The organism is Solihabitans fulvus (assembly GCF_008386585.1).
Lineage (GTDB): Bacteria > Actinomycetota > Actinomycetes > Mycobacteriales > Pseudonocardiaceae > Solihabitans > Solihabitans fulvus.
On record NZ_VUOB01000442.1, the window covers coordinates 1 to 222 of the forward strand.

The 222-nt window shown below is 69.4% G+C and carries 1 protein-coding gene; it reads left to right on the forward strand.

Features of this window, described 5'->3' with window-relative positions; genetic code table 11:
• On the forward strand, positions 1-222 hold a 222-nt coding region (locus F0L68_RS41960; protein ID WP_276313929.1), incomplete at both ends, for a heterodisulfide reductase-related iron-sulfur binding cluster.

Sequence of the window (222 nt, forward strand, 5' to 3'; positions counted from 1 at the left end):
GCCGAGATGCCTCGGCACGCGGACCGGTCGCTGTGCTGCGGAGCCGGCGGCGCGCGGATGTGGATGGAGGAGAAGATCGGCAAGCGGATCAACCTGGAGCGGGTCGACGAAGCCATCGCCACCGAGGCCGAGACCATCGTCACCGGCTGCCCGTTCTGCCGGGTCATGCTCACCGACGGCCTTGACCAACGGCAGAGCGAGGCGGTGGCCACCAACGTCGAG